This is a genomic window from Nostoc sp. NOS(2021) (genome assembly GCF_017115025.1).
Lineage (GTDB): Bacteria > Cyanobacteriota > Cyanobacteriia > Cyanobacteriales > Nostocaceae > Nostoc.
Genome location: NZ_JABXKM010000046.1, coordinates 1 through 16,931, shown reverse-complemented (window position 1 = coordinate 16,931; position 16,931 = coordinate 1). Strand labels below are relative to the sequence as shown.

The 16,931-nt window shown below is 42.4% G+C and carries 13 protein-coding genes; 7 read left to right on the top strand and 6 right to left on the bottom strand.

What is annotated here, in order from left to right; genetic code table 11:
* A partial coding sequence (locus HWQ41_RS05290; RefSeq protein ID WP_292760459.1) for a caspase family protein occupies nucleotides 1–2,449 on the bottom strand: 2,449 nt, incomplete at its 3' end.
* Between HWQ41_RS05290 and HWQ41_RS05285 the strand changes: the two genes are divergently transcribed.
* A complete protein-coding gene (locus tag HWQ41_RS05285; protein WP_292760458.1) occupies nucleotides 2,379–2,624 on the top strand; it encodes a CU044_2847 family protein in 246 nt (81 codons plus the stop codon). The two genes, HWQ41_RS05290 and HWQ41_RS05285, sit on opposite strands and share 71 nt — an antisense overlap.
* A 788-nt stretch (nucleotides 2,625–3,412) precedes the next feature.
* Here HWQ41_RS05285 and HWQ41_RS05280 read toward each other — a convergent pair.
* The 3 genes from HWQ41_RS05280 to HWQ41_RS05270 all read right to left on the bottom strand — a co-directional run bounded on the left by HWQ41_RS05280 (nucleotide 3,413) and on the right by HWQ41_RS05270 (nucleotide 4,680).
* Nucleotides 3,413–3,886 (bottom strand): hypothetical protein, encoded by a 474-nt coding sequence (locus HWQ41_RS05280; RefSeq protein WP_292760457.1) that lies wholly within the window; start codon nucleotides 3,884–3,886, stop codon nucleotides 3,413–3,415.
* Nucleotides 3,887–4,178: 292 nt separating this feature from the next.
* Nucleotides 4,179–4,385: a hypothetical protein gene (locus tag HWQ41_RS34235; RefSeq protein ID WP_366931634.1), complete on the bottom strand. Its 207-nt coding sequence runs from the start codon at nucleotides 4,383–4,385 to the stop codon at nucleotides 4,179–4,181.
* Nucleotides 4,369–4,680, bottom strand: a complete 312-nt coding sequence (locus tag HWQ41_RS05270; protein WP_292760455.1) for a type II toxin-antitoxin system Phd/YefM family antitoxin — start codon at nucleotides 4,678–4,680, stop codon at nucleotides 4,369–4,371. Before HWQ41_RS05270 ends, HWQ41_RS34235 begins: the two co-directional genes overlap by 17 nt.
* Nucleotides 4,681–4,840: 160 nt before the next feature.
* Between HWQ41_RS05270 and HWQ41_RS05265 the strand changes: the two genes are divergently transcribed.
* From HWQ41_RS05265 to HWQ41_RS05250, 4 genes are all read left to right on the top strand, one after another.
* Nucleotides 4,841–7,249, top strand: a complete 2,409-nt coding sequence (locus tag HWQ41_RS05265; protein WP_292760453.1) for a GH116 family glycosyl hydrolase — start codon at nucleotides 4,841–4,843, stop codon at nucleotides 7,247–7,249.
* A 286-nt stretch (nucleotides 7,250–7,535) separates the two neighbouring features.
* Complete coding sequence (locus HWQ41_RS05260; RefSeq protein ID WP_292760452.1) at nucleotides 7,536–7,790, top strand: hypothetical protein; 255 nt, start codon at nucleotides 7,536–7,538, stop codon at nucleotides 7,788–7,790.
* A 1,935-nt stretch (nucleotides 7,791–9,725) separates the two neighbouring features.
* Nucleotides 9,726–10,196, top strand: a complete 471-nt coding sequence (locus HWQ41_RS05255) for a HetP family heterocyst commitment protein (RefSeq protein ID WP_292760461.1) — start codon at nucleotides 9,726–9,728, stop codon at nucleotides 10,194–10,196.
* Between the two features lie 327 nt (nucleotides 10,197–10,523).
* A complete protein-coding gene (locus HWQ41_RS05250; protein ID WP_292760451.1) occupies nucleotides 10,524–10,709 on the top strand; it encodes a hypothetical protein in 186 nt (61 codons plus the stop codon).
* Nucleotides 10,710–10,976: 267 nt separating this feature from the next.
* Here the strand turns inward: HWQ41_RS05250 and rpe are convergent, their stop codons facing one another.
* Nucleotides 10,977–11,684: a ribulose-phosphate 3-epimerase gene (rpe, locus tag HWQ41_RS05245; RefSeq protein ID WP_292760450.1), complete on the bottom strand. Its 708-nt coding sequence runs from the start codon at nucleotides 11,682–11,684 to the stop codon at nucleotides 10,977–10,979.
* A gap of 170 nt (nucleotides 11,685–11,854) precedes the next feature.
* Between rpe and HWQ41_RS05240 the strand changes: the two genes are divergently transcribed.
* Both HWQ41_RS05240 and HWQ41_RS05235 read left to right on the top strand, forming a co-directional pair.
* On the top strand, nucleotides 11,855–13,450 hold the full coding sequence (locus HWQ41_RS05240; RefSeq protein WP_292760449.1) for a S8 family serine peptidase: 1,596 nt from the start codon (nucleotides 11,855–11,857) through the stop codon (nucleotides 13,448–13,450).
* A 727-nt stretch (nucleotides 13,451–14,177) separates the two neighbouring features.
* Nucleotides 14,178–15,509, top strand: coding sequence for a serpin family protein (locus HWQ41_RS05235; protein ID WP_292760447.1), 1,332 nt, complete (start codon nucleotides 14,178–14,180; stop codon nucleotides 15,507–15,509).
* Between the two features lie 115 nt (nucleotides 15,510–15,624).
* Here the strand turns inward: HWQ41_RS05235 and HWQ41_RS05230 are convergent, their stop codons facing one another.
* A complete protein-coding gene (locus HWQ41_RS05230) occupies nucleotides 15,625–16,791 on the bottom strand; it encodes an AI-2E family transporter (protein ID WP_292760446.1) in 1,167 nt (388 codons plus the stop codon).
* Between the last annotated feature and the right edge of the window lie 140 nt (nucleotides 16,792–16,931).

The following is a 16,931-nucleotide window of genomic DNA, read 5'->3' as shown; positions in this document are numbered from 1 at the left end:
TCGTCTGCCCATCGGCGCTGATGGCGACAGAAATGACATCACCTTCATGACCACGCAAAGGTTCAGCTGAGGTCTGACCTTGCAGGTTCCACAACCGCACAGTGCCGTCACTACCGCCACTGACAATCGTCTGCCCATCGGCGCTGATGGCGACAGAAATGACATCACCTTCATGACCACGGAAGGGAATTGAGACTCTTGCTTTATTCATCACCCGATTCAAAATGTTCTGAACTGGTGCGAGAATCTGCTGGGGTAGTTTCTCCAGATTCTCACCCATAGCTTGAATTGCCAAAACTAGACTATCTAGGGGTTGGACTGTCAATAAATTTTCTACCCTCGTAGCTTTCTCTCGCAAGCGGGATTCAGTAAGCGCTCTTTCCAGTTCGGCAATGCGGTCTTTTTCATGGGCATCGCTGCGCTGGTAAAAATCCTCATCTTCTTGGGGTGATTGTAAATACACTTGCAATTGTTGCCAGCTATCCCTGACTTCCGCCAGCAATCCCCCTTGCATTAAATATTTGTCATCCTGCCTTTTGTTCACCCATTCCCGCCGGGTATCTGCTAATCTGTCGCTCAACCGCCGCAAATCTCGGTCTTGTTGTCGCCACCAAGCAAACTGCTGCCAACCTTCAATTAAAGCTTCATGGGCTAAATCAATCCAAGCTTCTCCTTTTTCATCTTTCCCTGTAACCAACAAGCGTCCCTTAACTAATCCCGCTTCCCCATCTAGTAACTCACTAAGTTCTTGCTGCTGATTGGCCTCATCACCTGCAATATTTAATAGTGTGGCTTTTGGTTGGCGCTGTCGGGTGTCTTTTTCCCCCTCTCCCGTTCGCACTAAGCGCAGAAAAATTCGCCCAATCCATTCTTTCTCCTGCTGAGTGCGTTTTTGGGTTGGCAATTCCTCCTCAAAATCTCGGTAAAGATAAACTTTTTCTGCATGGAGATTCAACGCCCCAGTTAATTCTCCCAACTTTTCATATTCTTCTAGGGTGAGTTGATGTTGATTGCGATCGCGTTTCTCCCAGAGTTTGGTTAAAGCAAACTCCAACAGAGGCAAAAACCCTGGTTCTTCTTTAACATCTTCTAAAATCTTCAGTATTAGCGCTTCTTCAACACTATGACCTTGAAGTTTGGCTGGTTCGGCGATCGTGTCCTTTAAATCAACTCCGGTTAAAGGTGGCATATAAACTGCCTGGGTTTGAATTAACTGAGTCAGGGAGGGATATTGCAAACAGGGTTCGAGAAAATCCGCTCGCATGGTAATTACAACTGCTAACCGCGAATCGGTAATTTCTACTACCTGAGTCAGCAAGTCAATAAATCTCTGCTTTTCTTGCTGACTTGCACCGCCAGTAAATACTTCCTCAAACTGATCCACCACCAGCAATAATTTCTCTGCGCCTGGGAGATTTTCGATAATTTCAGGTAAATTATTTGGGTAATTATTACTCAATGTCTGAAACTGCTTCTGTTTATTAGCCTGTTTAAAACATTGTTTAAAAGCTGTTCTCAATTCTTCTAAAGGTTCAAATCCCGGTTTGATTGGTTCTATAACTCGCCAGCCCCGATTATTTAATAATTCTGGAATCAAACCCGCCCGCACTACTGAAGATTTACCACTCCCCGACGCGCCAATGATGGGAACAAAGGGTTTTTCGTTGAATTTTGCCAGAATTTCTCTAACAACCTGCTTGCGTCCAAAGAAAAACTCTTTTTGTTCGGCTTCAAACGCCTTTAATCCTTGGTATGGGCATTCTTCTTTAACTTCAAAGCTCTGAGCTTGTCTTTGATCCATGTGAGTAACTAAAGTAATGGAACTTCCCCAACCCATTTGAATCGGTTGTTGACCACTACCTTTAAGTTCGGCGCTAATACTACCAAAGAGATCAGCGCTTGTCACCTGTCCATGCTTATTAGCCTTCTCTGCTGATAAACCAGCCAGCAAAGCTGTTGTAAAAATACTGTGTTGTTCGCTTTTTTTGGCATAGGCTTGTTGAAAACCTCTGCAAGCAGCAATAAAGTAGTAATCGCGCTGTGAAATAAAGGCGGTAAGAGTTTTTTCGATGAGATTGCGTTCTAGAAAATCACCGCTATGACAGCAATCTAACAGCACTACTAGACTACTCAGGTCGGAATCTCTAATTAAATTGTTGAGACTGAGAAGACTAATTCCGCCTGTTTGTTCAAGAATTTGCTTGCCTTGAGTGACAATTGTCAAGTCAGAAGTAGCTAGATATGCTTGTTGTGTTCCTAAGCTGTCAGATACGGTGATGCCATGCCCTGTAAAGTAAATTAGGGCTTCCTTTTTATCTGCTTGTTGTTGCAAAAGTGTTTTTAAAGCTTCAGCCAACTTATTTGTACTAACTTTCCCTTTGAGAACAGCGATATCCTCAAAATCACCATCCGCTTTTAGTACCTGCGCGACTGCTTCTGCATATGCCATTGGCGCTTTTAAAAATTTAGGTGCTGCTGAAGTCGAAGAGGTGACTCTGAAGTTTGGCTTGAAGATAGGCGGAAAAACTGGTATCCCCTTCGTAACCGAAGGTTCGGCGGAGAGTAATTTTGAAATCGAGGTAAAGTGTAAGTTTCCTGAGAACAAGCAAAATTCCAGCACTTAAGGTTTTGTTTTAGCAGAGATAAGCTTTATACCTTCAACTCTGCTAGGAATTATGGAAGCGATCGCTCCGACGGGCTACGCCTACGCCCTAAACTCACCATCATTCACTCTTGGATCTCGGATATTGCTGTTCAAAGCACGAAGTTCCGAGTTCAAAGAGTAAGCGATCGCTTTTGGATCTCGGATGTTGCTGTTTAAAGCACGAAGTTTCGTGTTCTTATCTTGAAATTTCGTGTTCAGAGGGTGAAGCTTCGAGTTCAGAACTCGGAACGCCGAGCAATTTACCGAAAAACGAGCTAATGCCCCTAGCTTTAGCTATGGGGATGAAAGCGATTTGCGACTTCAGTCGCCTCTAAATGATATAGTGAAACGAACAGGCAAGGTATTCAACCTGTTTAAAAACCTAGCTGTCGAAAGACAAAGCACTGATCCTTGAAAATTGAATCTATGCGGTTCTACTGCATTTTTCTAGACTCCACCTTGCAGTAGGTAAAAGATTCAGAGGAGCTAGACGAACAGTATTTGAGACATGTTTTGTTTCAATCTCAAAAAGGACTCGCAGTAATGCGAATAGGGTAGGGCATACCCAAATTAACGCTTGGGGAGAATCCCACCTCTGAGCTAGGCACTGCAAGGTACTTAGTTTAAGTGGTTTCGTTGAGCCAAGAATCCCCTAGCTTTAACAAACCCAGCGTAGCGAAGTTTGTGTAGCTATGGGGAGTGTCAATCCAACATCCGAGTTCAGAGCCTCAACATTGCACCTTAGAAGTGCGATCGCCGAATTATTTTCTACGACGCTGCTGCTTGAGGCTTGACTTTCCGAGATTTACGGGCGAACCTTTGCCCCATTTCCTCAACTACTGTCTCTAAACCAGCGCCTTGTCCACTAGCTTTGGCATAAGTATACACCTGCAACGCGGCTGCATAGGCTTCACTACCCACCGCTAAAAATGTATCATCCACCAATTCATGGAATTGCGTCAGCGACAGCAATACTGGATACAACGCTTCAAACAATTGTACATCCTTCCGCATTTCATCCAGGTCAAATGATCGCGGTAAAAACTCTGGGTTCTGTGTCGCCACCTCCAATGCTTTGCTGACAAAGGCGCGGCTTTTATCTCCCATTTTGGGTAAAGCTTTTCGTTCCTCGTTAGTTAAATCAATCAAAAATGGTAGCTTTTCTTTAATTGTGGCGATCGCTTGCAACACAGCATCTCTCTCTGATTGCGCTAGTGTTGCACTAATTGGGGCTGTGGACATAAAAATTAGTCTCTGGCATGGTTCTTACTTTTAGAGTGCCCACATATACAATTAAAATTTCCATGACACCAATAAAGATTACCAAGTTCAAAAGGTGAGCGCTACGACAAGCCGCTTCTCTACGAGAGGCTACGCCAACGCGTCTACGCCACGTTTTTAACAATCAAAATTCTTCTTCCTCGTCAACTTCCTCGCCTATCAGTGGAGCTTGCGAGCTATGACGTACATGAAGCACAAAAACAGTATCTTCCCGAATAACGAACAAAATTCGGTACTTATTTCTTGACTTACCCTAAATAAGTTGACGGATTTCTTCAGTTAGTGCGTCATTTTCTAGAGCTAGAGCGCAACGTAGAGGCTTTTCTTGCAGAGTAGCAATACTATCCATCAACTCCCGAAACCATTTATCCGCATAAACTGAGTTGCGCTCTTTCAACCAAGAGTAAGCAGTATCAATTTCAGCTTTTGCAGTCTGAGTCACCCTAACTTGAAATGCCATACTTTTGCTGCATTTCTTGCTCAAATTCTCTAAGAGTACTGGTTCTACCAGCCTCTACATCTTCAAGTCCCTGCTTAATTCCGGCGTAGGCGTAGCCCGTCGTAGACATCGCTTCCAATCTTTCCAACGCATCCAGCAGTTTTTGGTAAGACTCTGCATCCTGAACTACAAGTTCGGCTTTGCCATTAACTGTTAATACTACGGGTTTTCCTGTCTGCTTCATCTGCTGTAGGAATTCCAACGTATTGCGTTTAAAGCTAGAGAGTGAATGGATGTCTCGACTCATGTTTAGCATAGAGTTGATGATGCATTAAACTTGCACTTTATTTAACCCTATCTCAAAAGCTTCCGTCCAGTACAAAGTTCATTGTTATGCCAGTACCGCGTTTTACTTGAGAAAAATCGCACATCACGCTAGTCTTCATTGACGTAACTGCACGCTGTAACATCAGGTGATGACAAATCAACTCTCTCCAGAAATTCCCTCTTGCACTTGGAACCGTCCCATCGGTTTAGGCTGGGACAAACCTTATACTGTCCGCTACGCAAGTAATATCGATGATGGCCCTTGGCATGGTATGCCTTTAGGCGGCTTTGGTGCAGGTTGCATCGGTCGTTCTTCACGGGGAGATTTTAACCTGTGGCACATCGACGGCGGTGAGCATACCTTCAAAAACGTTCCCGCTTGTCAATTCAGTGTGTTTGAATCCAATGGTGCGTCTTCCCAAGCCTACGCTTTATCTACGCAAGCGCCCGATGATGGCACTCTCAAAGCTTGGCAGTGGTATCCAACACTCTCCGGCACGGAGGGGACGGGCAATTATCACGCGTTATACCCGCGTAGCTGGTTTGTGTATGAAAATGTATTTCAAGCACAGTTAACCTGTGAGCAGTTTTCCCCGATTTGGGCAGGTAATTACCAAGAAACTAGCTACCCTGTGGCGATATTCCTCTGGAATGCTCATAACTCCACAGATGCACCTATTACTCTCAGCATTATGCTCACTTGGCAAAATATGGTGGGCTGGTTTACAAACGCCCTCAAATCTCCCCAAGTGCAGGTGCGCGATGATGGTAGTCCGGTTTACGAATACCAACCGCGCTGGGGCGAAAGTCCAGGAAACTATAACCAAATAGTTGAAAATACACAACAGTTTGGCTGTCTTTTAGGTCGGATTGGCAGTAATGAACCATTGCAAGAAGGTGACGGAACTTGGTGTATTGCGACGCTGAAGCATCCCCAGGTGGAAATATTTCACCACAGCCGATGGAATCCTGAAGGAACGGGTGAGGAAATATGGCAAAGCTTTGCTAAAGATGGTTCTTTGCCCAATTATCTAGATACGACTCCAGCAACAGAGAATACACAATTAGGGGCGGCGATCGCAATCCGTTTCACTCTCCAACCAGGCGAAACTCTCGAAATCCCCTTTGTCGTCGCTTGGGATTTGCCGATTACAGAATTTGCGGCTGGAGTTAACTATTACCGCAGATATACAGACTTTTTTGATAAAAGTGGTAACAATGCTTGGGCGATCGCATCTACTGCGCTACAAGAATATCAAAGTTGGCGATCGCAAATTCAAACTTGGCAACAACCCATTCTCGACCGGGAAGATTTACCCAACTGGTTTAAGATGGCTCTATTTAATGAGCTTTACGACCTCACTAGCGGCGGTACTCTCTGGAGTGCTGCATCGGAATTTGACCCCATCGGTCAGTTTGCAGTGCTGGAGTGCCTAGATTACCGTTGGTATGAAAGTTTAGATGTGCGGTTATATGGCTCTTTTGCCCTGCTGATGCTGTTTCCCGAATTGGAAAAGTCAGTGATGCGGGCATTTGCACGGGCAATTCCTGAAGGTGATGATACTCCCCGAATCATTGGCTATTACATGACAATTAAGGCAGAAAGTCCGATTGCAGTTCGCAAAGTCGCAGGTGCAACACCCCACGATTTAGGCGCACCGAATGAACACGTCTGGGAGAAAACCAACTACACCAGCTATCAAGACTGCAATTTATGGAAAGATTTGGGTAGTGATTTTGTCTTGCAAGTATACCGTGATTTTCTGCTCACGGGTGCTGACGATGTAGAATTTTTGGCAGACTGTTGGAATGCGATCGTTCAAACTCTCGACTACCTGAAAACTTTTGACCTTGATGGCGATGGGATTCCCGAAAATTCTGGTGCGCCTGACCAAACTTTTGATGATTGGCGGTTACAGGGTGTCAGTGCCTATTGTGGTGGATTGTGGTTAGCGGCGTTGGAGGCTGCGATCGCAATTACCGAAGTTCTATTAACGCACCGCCGAGGTAACGCAGTACAGTTTGCGTTACAAAAATCTACCTATGAAGCTTGGTTGAAACAATCTCGCACCATCTATGACGAAAAACTCTGGAATGGGAAATATTACAAACTTGATAGTGAAAGTGGCTCCGATGTGGTAATGGCAGATCAATTGTGTGGACAGTTTTATGCTCGTCTGCTGGACTTACCTGATATTGTACCGAGCGATCGGGCTTTCTCTGCCCTGAAAACTGTTTATGATGCGTGCTTTTTGAAATTCTGCAATGGTGAGTTTGGTGCTGCTAATGGTGTTCGTCCTGATGGTTCACCGGAAAATCCCAAAGCTACTCATCCCCTAGAAGTCTGGACGGGGATAAACTTTGGGCTGGCGGCTTTTCTTGTGCAGATGGGAATGAAAGATGAAGCGTTGAGGTTGACGCAAGCTGTGGTGCAGCAAATTTATGAGAATGGTCTGCAATTTCGCACACCTGAAGCTATCACCGCAGCTGGTACTTTCCGCGCTAGCACTTACTTACGGGCAATGGCGATTTGGGGAATTTACTTAGTTATTAATTGATTGGCTATCAAAGCGATTCTCATTTTGATGCTACACACGTAGGGTAGCACAGCTGTGCTACCCTACAAACGGTCGTATTCCACGTAATTTAGCCCGTCTTCATCTGAGAAAGCAGAGTCTAGATTTGTGATTTTATTTTCCGAGTGTTTCCGGAAGCGAAGGAAAATTTCAGTAATGGTAAGAGTTGAAGGATTGAGAATTCAAGACTACTCTTTCAAAAAATGCAAATATTACTAGCTTTAGCCATAAATCTTGCTAATATTTCCCAAAAAACCGAAATGAAACCATGAACTCCTCTTTGTCATTAAGAGTTCAAGGAGATGTGAAATATATAAGTAACCAGCAGTCTCCCACTCCAGAAATGGCTATCCTCAAATTTTTGAGAATAGTTGCAGGGGATACAAACCTAGAATCGGAATTTAGCCAAGTTTGGGTTCTCCGTAAGTTTCAACTAGGCGACGAGGTAACTATCTACGGTATAGATGGGGAAACTGAAGACAATAACAATCTTATGTACTTAGTTTGCCAGGGTCGAGTGTGACTACTTGCGTTTAAGGCAACTATTGGACGAGAAGTTTCAACTCAGTTGCTGTCAGTTAAGCAAACTTTTAGGATAGACCATTTATTTTGCAAACAACCTTTAGCATATCGGGCGATCGCAGTAAGTGCGTGTTTTCTAGCTCAGATTAACATTTCTCACCTCAGACAGTGGTTACAGCGTATACCTAATCTGAAAAATTATTGGTGATGCGTGGGCAGATGTCGCTATATATAGGAATCCGGTTTGATTCCTGAATTTACTTGCGTGGGCAGGGAACTCTTAATAGGGAACAGGGAACTCTTAACAGGAAAGAAGGGATAGATCGGTACTGAGTCTTGTTCAAAAATCAAATAGGAGTCCTATAGCTCAGAATTTACTTTAGAACAAGCGAACGCATCTGCCAAACTAGCCTAGACACACGACTTTATCAAGAACTGCAACATCTTTGTGGGAGAACGCGGTGCAATGGTTTCTGGTGGACAACGACAAAAAATTGCGATGCCTGCGGCGGGCGGAGCGATCGCGCACTGATTAAGAACCCAGCAATTCTGATTTTGGATGAAGCAACTAGCGCCATAGATATCGAGTTCAACAGAACTTAATCCAGATTAATCAAACTGTACCACCTTCATCATGCGACTATATCCTTATTCTAGACCGAGATATGTTGAGCAAGGCACTCATCAATAACTCATGGCAATTGGTGGTTTTTATTACGACTTAGCCCAACTGCAACTGCATCTGTAATCTCACCTATATAAATCTGTTAGATATTAGTACACATCCAAACTTTTGCTGGATCAACTTAGCAATATTCTCTGTTAATTAGCTTTCTCTCTATTAGTGAATTCTCTAAAGTTGTAGAGGTTTAGCCTGCTACATCTTTTTTGTTGAAAGCATCCCGTTACGGGTGTTGTGCTTAACTCAGTTGATGATAATTAAAACTATATATAGTACTCCTATTTGATTTTTGAACAAGACTCAGTACCAATCTATCCCTTCTTTCCGTTGCCTGTTCCCTGTTCCCTATTCCCTATTCCCTGTTAAGAGTTCCCTGCCCACGCAAGTAAATTCAGGAATCAAACCGAATTCCTATATATTACTACTAACTATTAATTCTATTTTAAAACTAGGCTATCTGCGAATTCCTGGCTGATTTCATAAATATTTCATCAGCAGTTTACAGCGACTTCATTTAGATAAGCGAAAGCTGTAGTCTTTGTAAACCAAGAGATACAAGGCTAATAGATAACATTATCTAATTGAAAATTCTTTCAATGCTTATGGCTGCTCGCGTTTTCAAAATCTCTATATATTACTATCTTTATAAGTTGCTTTACCTCATGGTTAATGGTAATCTATTTTAGATACTCGACAATAATAAAGGGTTTAAATTGATATTGAGTGAGGGGTAAGACCCCTCACGAATTAGGGAATAAGGACAAAATTCAAAGTTGCACAATCCTCAAGTACGTATCGAAATATATTCAGTAAATTTAACTTATTAATCTGCTAATTTAGTAGATGACATTAACGACAAAAAATAGTATAAATAGCAATAGCGTTGTTAACGCTCAAATATAAATAAATTTTCTCTCCTAGCCGAAAACAATATGCAAAATTCCCGGAAAATGCTTAATTCAGCAGTAGTAAGAAATACAAGCAGTTGAACAGATAAAATTTATTGAATTAGGAGTTGAAAAAGTTTAAGAGGACAAAATTATATCTACCAAGAGCCACGCGAGACTTTTGTCCTACCAGTCAGATGACAAGACAAAAGGTAAATTTTTACCTTTCACTCCCATTGATGATATTTTTCCACAAGCGATTAAACAGCTGCAAAAAGGCTAGTGCAGTTTGTGTAAATCTCATTGAAACACCAACAATCGCAGAAATTGAACTAGTTTACTTCATCCCAGATAACTAAAACCTATGATGAATCAAGACATTGCTGGCATTAGTAGTAACTTAGATAAGACAGTAAAGGCTCAACAATTTGACAAACTAGTTGAAGCAATTCTTGCTGGCAAATATTCGTGGGCATGTGTTTTAATGCTGCGATTTGCTGGCTATAATCCTCTGCATTACATTCCATATCGCACCTACAATCGATTACTCAAAGAAAACTCTAAAGCCAGTAGGACAAATGAACAGCAAAGTGAAAATATCAAAATGCTGAAACATGCTAATGATGCAATATCTGATAGTAATGGATCATCAAGCTGCTTAAGCAAAATCAAAGACTTAGCTTACCTGGAAGTAGTTGGAAAGGAAAAAACAGAAATTCGTGGTGGTAGTTTAGATCAGAGAAGGGCACACCAAATTAACGATCATCAATCAAGTAAATCGCAATTAAAACCAGAAAACACTCAAGATATTTCCTTGAAACGCTGTGGATTCAATTAAGAACTATTTTGAATCAATAGATTCTGCCCTAGAGTTGATTGAGTGTCTGAGAGCCTGCTATGCTAATTTAAAATTTCTAGCATGGCAGGTTTTCTATAGCAGTGATTAATTTGATATTTTTTTCAAAAATCTGCCAAAATGGCAAATATATACTGATGAGATTGGTAAACTAATAAAAACTACAACTTCAACCAAAAAAGAGGTGATTGGCAAACAAGTTAATTTTAAAAAATAAGATCAATGATTAGTTCTGACTATGAAATAAATCAAACTGATTACAAAAGTAGTCAGCATTTCATGGAGTAAATAACTCCTACACCAAGACCGATGATCCAACCGTTGCTACTGGTGGTTCTATTTTCAAAGAAGTCTGAGCAAAGAGAACTTGGAGCGGTAGCTTCTCCCAATCCAAACTTTACACAGCTTTCACCGACTGCAGACGGTGCGAGTAATGCTTATAAAACTTTCTATCCTGTGGTTGGTGTTGCTTTAGTTAATAAAGCAAACGCTTAACACCAATACCAGGAACGGAAATAGAAAAGTTTCGGTGAAATCGTTGTCGTGGCTGGTAGAACTAGTATCTCATACGCTTCTCTTTCGACTATTGTAATCCTAGTCCTCCCAACCTGGATTATCTGTGGTTTCTAAACTTTCAATTTATATAGCAACTACTGGAAGTTCAAAACTTGAATAGCTTCCAGTTTTTTTGTGTATAAATAAAAATCAGGTGGGCAATTTGCCCACCTGATTTTTGTGGAGTACAGTTAATCTAAAAATGAATTAAACCTTGGCTAATTCTGGGGTAGGACGCTTGCTATTGCGAATTGCTGTAATCGCCTCAGCATAATCCTTAGCGTTAAATACAGCTGAACCGGCGACAATCGCATTGGCTCCCGCTTCCAAAACTTGCCAGGTATTATTTGCCTTCAATCCTCCATCCACTTCAATCCAAGGGTCAAGACCGCGTTCATCACACATTTGACGCAGTTTGCGGATTTTGGGTAATACACCAGGGATAAAGCTTTGACCACCAAAACCAGGGTTGACGCTCATAATCAGTACTAAATCGCACAAATCTAGAACGTATTCAATTAGCTCTAGAGGGCTACCAGGATTAAGTACAACTCCAGCTTTCTTACCAAGCTCTTTAATTTGCCCCAACGTGCGGTGCAGGTGTGGGGAAGCATTATGTTCGCAGTGTACGGAGATAATATCAGCACCCGCCTTAGCAAATCCCTCTACATATTTTTCTGGTTCCACAATCATCAAGTGGACATCCAGTGGCTTGGTCGTAACCGGACGAATCGCCTCCACAATCAGAGGGCCTATCGTAATATTAGGTACAAAACGACCGTCCATGACATCAACATGAATCCAATCCGCTCCAGCCGCGTCTACGGCGCGAATTTCGTCACCCAGACGACTAAAATCGGCTGATAGGATAGATGGAGAAATTACAATGGGCTTTTGAGATAGGTTTTGGGTCATGGCTAGTGGGTTTTTAAGCGTCCTCGTCTGTACGCATTGTAACAAAACATTGAGCAAGACTCATAACTTTGATCCCGGCTTTTTTGGGGAGTGGGGAGTGGGGAAGCAGGGGAAGAATAACTAATGCCATGCCCAATGCCCAATGACTAATGACCAATGACTAATAACTAATGACTAAAAAACTAATCTGGATAATTTGGGGATTAAGTGCTTCCTGTCTGAGTGCGCCGGTAATTGCTTCAGCTTTAGAATCTGCACTAGGAACTAACGGTATTGATGCTCTGAAGCTACACCAACCTCCTTATAATTTAATCGGTCGTAAGATTGCTATTGGTCAAGTGGAAATTGGCCGACCGGGAATGTTTGGGTGGGATAAGGCGGTGTCTAAAAATCGCGCCATATCTTTAGCAGCGGTGTTCTTACGCAATGGCCCAGCTAAATCAAATAGCGGTGTTGACCCCCACGCCTACAATGTCGCTGGTGTGATGGTGAGTCAAAACAAAGCTTTGCCCGGAGTTGCTCCGGGAGCGCGACTGTATTCGTCGGCGGTGGGTTCGACTAAAAACATGGGTCAGCCAGAAGAGTGCTTATCGGCACAGCACATAGCGCTACAAAATGGTGGCGATGTCCGTGCCATTAACTTTAGCTTTGGTGAACCTCTGAGCCGCGATCCTCGACCAGAGGCTACCTTAGACGGCAATGCTTTACTAACTTTATGTGTTGACTGGTCTAGTCGCGTTCATGATGTTTTGTATGCGATCGCTGGCAATCAGGGTAAGGGCGGTATTCCCATTCCTACAGATAATTTTAACGGAGTTAACGTGGCTTTTTCATCCCGCAGAGGGGGAGTTTTTAACAAAGTAGACGTGGCTAATCTCGCCGGTGCTAACCAAGGAGTGAGTGGAAGGCTAAATGGAAGGGAATTTGATCTTGGTGGGCGTCGCGCTATCAGTTTAGTTGCTCCTGGGAATAATATTCCTTTGCTCAATCCAGATGGCAAATTCAATAAGGTTACAGGGACAAGTTTTGCAGCGCCTCAAGTTACGGCTACTGTTGCTCTGTTGCAAGAATTTGCTGACCGACAGCTCCGGGCAAAACAGCCCCACTGGAGCATCGATTCTCGCCATCATCAAGTGATGAAAGCTGTATTGCTGAATTCAGCAGACAAAATCCAAGATAGCGGTGATGGCTTACGGTTGGGAATGACTCGAACGCTAATTGATAAACAAAATCAAAACTGGCTAGATTCTGATGCTTATAAAGATCCAAAGATTCCCTTGGATGCTCAAATGGGAGCAGGTCATTTGAACGCATTTCGCGCTTATCAGCAATTTAGTGGTGGTGAATGGCCGCCATCAGCTGCGGTGCCGGCTATTGGTTGGGATTATCGCACAATTAATGTTGGAACATCTGTTGACTATATGTTAGCAAAACCGTTAAAGCAGGGGAGTTTTGTTGCTGTCACCCTGAGTTGGGATCGATTGGTAGAGTTAATTGATAAAAATAAAAACCAGCAATATGACGTGGGCGAAAATTTTCGCGATCGCGGTTTGAATAATCTCGACCTATACTTAGTAAAAGCTGATGCTCAAAATTCCGATGCTGGTACTGTTTGCTCCTCAATCAGCCAAATCGATAGTGTAGAACATATTTTCTGCCCCGTTGCTGCTAGTGGCAATTACAAAATCCGCGTCCAGTTTCGTCAAAAGCTCAATGAAGCGACTCAATCTTATAGTTTAGCTTGGTGGAGTGTGCCCATCAATTGAAATACGGTAGCATAAGTATTTGTGTAAAATTCCAGCGTTTTTCAATCTATTTGAACCAGAATCTCCTATGGGGCGCACAGCAGAGCCGTGTGCCCGAATTAGGAGTTACGCACTGTACAAATGCATCGTGATGTGCATTAACTAAAATAGGTTATTTCAGGCTTTTCTTAATTAATCCTGCGATCGTAAATAGACCATGCTGTAGGGGCACAGCATTGCTGTGCCCTTACAAAAGATGTGGTTTTTAAAATTACCCATATTTAGTATTTTTTTGTCAATGCGTAAGTCATAGATAAATAGGAAAATTCCTAAAAATCAAAATTTTTCATAACTCGTCTGCATAGCTGCCTGAATAAGGAATTTGCAACTATAGCAATCCTAAGTGATTCATGAGAAAACAATATCTTGCTTTATTAATGCTAGGTCTAAAATGTGACAATTAAATTATGACTAAAACAAAGGCTTTCACACGGATTATCCTCAAATTTATGCGTATTGCTTCAGTTTAAAAAGAAGCTAATTTTTAGCCTGCGTATTTTCTCACGAATGATTTCGGGTTGCAACTATCACAAGTTGTGTTTAATTCTTCTGAGCTACTAACTTGCTGTTACAGTTTCTGTAACAGTCCTATTTTTCTATTGGAGCAAATGCAATAGTTAATCATTGACACAGTATCTGCGTCAAGCATAAGCACAGATTGGGAATCTTTGGCAAGTGAGGTATCAGAATGAATCGGCAGAAATTTAGTGACGCGAAAGAAAATTTCCTGCAAAGACGTTATGGTGTGAGTCTGGGCAGACGTTATGCTCTGGCCGCTGCAAGTGTTGTTCTATTCAGTGTATTAGGGTGTTCTCAAGTCGATAGTAATAAAAGTGCCCTTGCCCAATCTAGTTTACCTCAGCCAGAAACTCCATTGCAAAAAAAAACACTCAACACTGATACAAAAATCGTTGAGTCTAGCAATAAGTTTGGCTTCAAACTGTTTTCAGAAGTTCTGAAAAATGATCGGGGTGAAAAGAATGTTTTTATCTCACCTTCGAGTGTTGCGATCGCTCTAGCTATGACCTACAACGGCGCTAGCGGCTCGACTCAACAAGCAATGGCAAAAACCCTGGAATTACAGGGGATGAATCTACCAGAAATCAACTCTTCTTACGCGGCGGCATTAAAGCAGCTTTTAGACAATCCAGATGCAAAAGTGCAACTGAATATCGCTAACTCACTTTGGGCAAATCAAGATATTAGCTTTGCGCCAGACTTTCTCAAAAGAACCCAGGATTTCTATAAAGCCAAGGTCAGCAATTTAAACTTTAAAGATGCTGCCGCACCTAATATTATCAATAACTGGGTAAAAGAAAATACTAATGGCAAAATTAATAAAATAGTTGAAAAAATTCAACCAGACCAGGTATTATTTCTGATTAGCGCCATATATTTTAAAGGAAAATGGAGTAAGGAATTTGATAAAAATCAAACCGCTCAACATCCTTTTTACATCACATCTGGCAGGCAAAAACAACTCCCGATGATGTCACAGGGCGGTGACTATAGATACTATCAAAGCAAACAATTTCAGGCAGTTAGTTTACCTTACGGTAAAGATGGTAAATTCAGTTTTTATATATTCCTGCCCAAACAGAACTCTAACCTCAAAGCCTTCTATCAAAACTTGAATGTTGAAAACTGGGAAAAATGGATGACTCAGTTCAACAAACAAAAAGGGTTTATTCGCCTACCCCGCTTCAAAACAGATTACGAAGTTACACTCAATGATGCCTTGAAAAGTTTAGGCATGGGGGAGGCTTTCAGCAACAAAGCCAATTTTTCTGGCATGGGTAAAAATTTTGCCATTAGCGAAGTTAAACATAAAACTTTTGTCGAGGTGAACGAAGAAGGCACCGAAGCGGCTGCGGCTACTTCAGTGGGAATAGTAGCAACAGCTTTCAGAGAAGAACCAGAACCATTCCGAATGATTGTTGATCGTCCCTTCTTCTGTGCTATTAGGGATAATCAGACGGGAAGCGTTTTATTTATGGGTTCCATCATTAACCCACAATAAAAAATTCCAAATTTCTTCATTTTGAATTTTGTTAGCGAGTCCGCGTACTCCTGCCCAGAAGCAAGCTAGCAAGAGCGTCTCGTAGAGAGCATCATTTTGAATTTTGAATTTAATTCTAGGGTAATGTCGCTTCAGAAATGCTCAGAGTGTTTTTAGCGTCAGCTTTCGGGGACTCGTTTGCTGCAACGGGTGCAGTTATCTCCCCAGTGGCGCTGTCGTTTGTCTCGCTACCAGGACGCAAGGCACTTATAGCAGTCTTAATCACAACAGCGGTGGGTACTGCCACAATTACACCCAAGAGTCCACCAATTCTTGCCCCTGTCAAGACTGAAATTAAAATCCAAACTGGATTTAAGCCAGTAAAGCTGCCTAAAATTCGGGGGGCAATTAAATTTTCGAGAATTTGCTGTACAATTACTGCTGCTATCAACACTCTCACACCCATTGAGAAATCTTGCAACGCTACCAATAATGTAGTCAGGGCGATGCCTACAGAACCGCCAAAGGGGACGAGAGCCATGAGGCCAATAGTTAGTCCGAATAACAGCCCAAATGGCACTTTCAGCCACAAAAAGGTAGGAATCAGGGCTGAAGCCATACAGGTGGATAAAATGAGTTGGGTGATGAAGAAATTTTGGAAGCTGAGGCGGACTGTTTTGGAAAAAGGATCGCGAAATTTATTCGGTAGCCATTCCACTAAACTTTGCCAGAGTTCACCTCCATGCTGTAAAAGATAGAAAGTCAAAACTATCGTCAAGAGAATATCTAGCAGACTAGTGACTGTAACTACCGCCAGATTTAAAACTTGTCCAGCGATCGCTTGCAATTGTCCCTTGACGCGATCGTTGATTTGCACTACCAGAGCATCAAGGTTAATCGGTAAGCCAAAAGTCTCTGCTTTTTCGTTTAATATCATTAACTGAGAGCGTCCAGAGTCGATCAACTCCGGCAAACGAGCCACCAGTTGTTGAGCTTGGGTAAGGGCTAGGGGAATAAGTGTAACACCCAACGCCAATAAAATTGATAAAGCCAAGAGAAATACTAGGATAGCAACTTGCTCTCGCCTAGCACCATGATGCTCCATCCAACTCACGGGGTAGTTGAGCAGAAATGCTAGTACTGAGGCTGCGACTAAAATGACTATGAGAGAATGGAAATAATTAAAAAATACCGAAAGCGTCCAACCATTGAGAACTAGCAGCGGAACGAATAACGCGATCGCCCCGATTCGCGCTATTGGAGTGAATGTTTGCCACCAGTCGAGTAGCTTGCGTGTCTGCATTTTGAGCTGATTGCGGGATAGAACTAAATGAAATCTTTCTTTACAGTTTATTATCTCTAACTATATGAGTCTCATCCATCCTTCTAGTTTAGGAGTTAGACTAAGCCCAATGGAAAATTTTGAACAGAAAGAGAATGGGG

Bases quoted from the DNA above. Each gene is read 5' to 3' on its own strand.
- HWQ41_RS05280 (WP_292760457.1), bottom strand. From the start codon at position 3,886: ATGTCCACAGCCCCAATTAGTGCAACACTAGCGCAATCAGAGAGAGAT.
- HWQ41_RS34235 (WP_366931634.1), bottom strand. From the start codon at position 4,385: ATGGCATTTCAAGTTAGGGTGACTCAGACTGCAAAAGCTGAAATTGAT.
- HWQ41_RS05270 (WP_292760455.1), bottom strand. From the start codon at position 4,680: ATGCTAAACATGAGTCGAGACATCCATTCACTCTCTAGCTTTAAACGC.
- HWQ41_RS05265 (WP_292760453.1), top strand. From the start codon at position 4,841: ATGACAAATCAACTCTCTCCAGAAATTCCCTCTTGCACTTGGAACCGT.
- HWQ41_RS05260 (WP_292760452.1), top strand. From the start codon at position 7,536: ATGAACTCCTCTTTGTCATTAAGAGTTCAAGGAGATGTGAAATATATA.
- HWQ41_RS05255 (WP_292760461.1), top strand. From the start codon at position 9,726: ATGAATCAAGACATTGCTGGCATTAGTAGTAACTTAGATAAGACAGTA.
- HWQ41_RS05250 (WP_292760451.1), top strand. From the start codon at position 10,524: ATGATCCAACCGTTGCTACTGGTGGTTCTATTTTCAAAGAAGTCTGAG.
- rpe (WP_292760450.1), bottom strand. From the start codon at position 11,684: ATGACCCAAAACCTATCTCAAAAGCCCATTGTAATTTCTCCATCTATC.
- HWQ41_RS05240 (WP_292760449.1), top strand. From the start codon at position 11,855: ATGACTAAAAAACTAATCTGGATAATTTGGGGATTAAGTGCTTCCTGT.
- HWQ41_RS05235 (WP_292760447.1), top strand. From the start codon at position 14,178: ATGAATCGGCAGAAATTTAGTGACGCGAAAGAAAATTTCCTGCAAAGA.
- HWQ41_RS05230 (WP_292760446.1), bottom strand. From the start codon at position 16,791: ATGCAGACACGCAAGCTACTCGACTGGTGGCAAACATTCACTCCAATA.